The organism is Streptomyces palmae (genome assembly GCF_004684805.1).
Taxonomy (GTDB): Bacteria; Actinomycetota; Actinomycetes; order Streptomycetales; family Streptomycetaceae; genus Streptomyces; species Streptomyces palmae.
The window spans coordinates 1-1,449 of record NZ_SRID01000674.1 but is presented as its reverse complement, the minus strand read 5'-3'; the positions used below and the strand labels follow the sequence as shown (position 1 = coordinate 1,449).

At 76.7% G+C, this 1,449-nt stretch carries 1 pseudogene; it reads right to left on the bottom strand.

The features are described 5' to 3' along the window. Positions 1–1,146: 1,146 nt before the first annotated feature. Positions 1,147–1,449 (bottom strand): annotated as a pseudogene (locus E4099_RS31985) (short chain dehydrogenase); the annotation flags it as partial.

The following is a 1,449-nucleotide window of genomic DNA, read 5'->3' as shown; positions in this document are numbered from 1 at the left end:
GCACCCGCCCCGGCGCCCGCACCCGCACCCGCGGGGCCCGGCGCGCCCGGGGCGGCAAGCGGGGCCGCGCCGTCCGGGGCGGAGGTGGTGGCGGAGTCCGGTGCGCGGGTCATGGTCGCGATCCGGCGCCGACAGGGCCGAGCACGACGGAGGCAGTGCCCGCTCCGCCACTGGCGGGTCCGAGGACGACCGAGGCAGTAGCCGTCACCGCGTCGACAGGCCCGGGCACCCACGGGGCAGCACACACCCCGGCGCCCGCAGGCCCCGGCACGCCCGAGGCCGCACCCGCCCCGGCGCCCGCACCCGCACCCGCGGGGCCCGGCGCGCCCGGGGCGGCAAGCGGGGCCGCGCCGTCCGGGGCGGAGGTGGTGGCGGAGTCCGGTGCGCGGGTCATGGTGCGGATCACCCCGGGGCCGGGGTTCGCCGTACGGGCCCGTGCGACGGAGCCGGACGGGGGGAGCCCGCGGTGGATCCCGGTGTCCGCGGAGGCGGGGAGCCGACCGGCCCGGCTGCGGCCGGAGTCGTTATCCCGGCCCGTACCGCTCCAACAGGCCCCGTTGGCAAGGGCGTGACCGCGCGTCGGCTCGCCTGGAGATCCACCGCGCCGTTAGACTCCCTTCGGGGGGCTTCGCGGCCATGTGTTCCACGCACGCCACCGGTGAACAGCCGGGCCGAGATCAGGAATTCCGCGGTTCAGCGGTCCAGCGTTTCGGCGATGCCAGTGATCGACGAGTTGACGACTCCGGATGTCGGGACGTCGGGATGTCCGACCTCGATATCCGACCGGGGGTCGGTTCTCGTGGACGCGCTCGGGCGGTGCGTGGGGTGTTCCATGACCGGGGTGATGGGCCGTGGCGTACCTCCCGCTCGCACAGCACGGACCGATTCGACGGGGTGACTTCCCAGATGCCCGAAGGCCAGAGCACGACCACCGAAGCACGGCAGCAGTCGGCCGCCGCGGAGCCCGAAGGGGCGGGGCGGCACCGCGGCCCCCGCGCCCTGAGTGAGGACGCACAGGCTCCCGGGCACGGCAAGCACCGGCGCCCGGCGCCGTCCCGCGCCGCCTGAGCGCTCCCGCGCGCCGCATCGCGCTTCCTCCCGCCCGGGGCACGGTGGTCGTACCGCCGCGCCCCGGGCGGGCTTCGGTCAGCCGCCGTGTTTGAGGGCCAGTACGTCGCGGGCGGCGAAACTCTCGCCCGGCGGCCGGCCGGCGAAGTAGGGGGTGAGCAGCCCGTCGAGTTCCTCCACCGTGAAGACCTCCCCGGTGGTGTCGAACCGGGCGGCCACCCTGGGCTGGGCCAGCACGGCCAGCATGCCGCCGTGCACCACGAACAGCCGGCCGTTGATCCCGGCCGCGGCGGGCCCGGCCAGATAGCCGACCAGCGGGGCGACATGCTCGGGGGCCAGCGGGTCGATCGTGCCCGCCCCGTCGCCGGAGCCCCCTGAGCC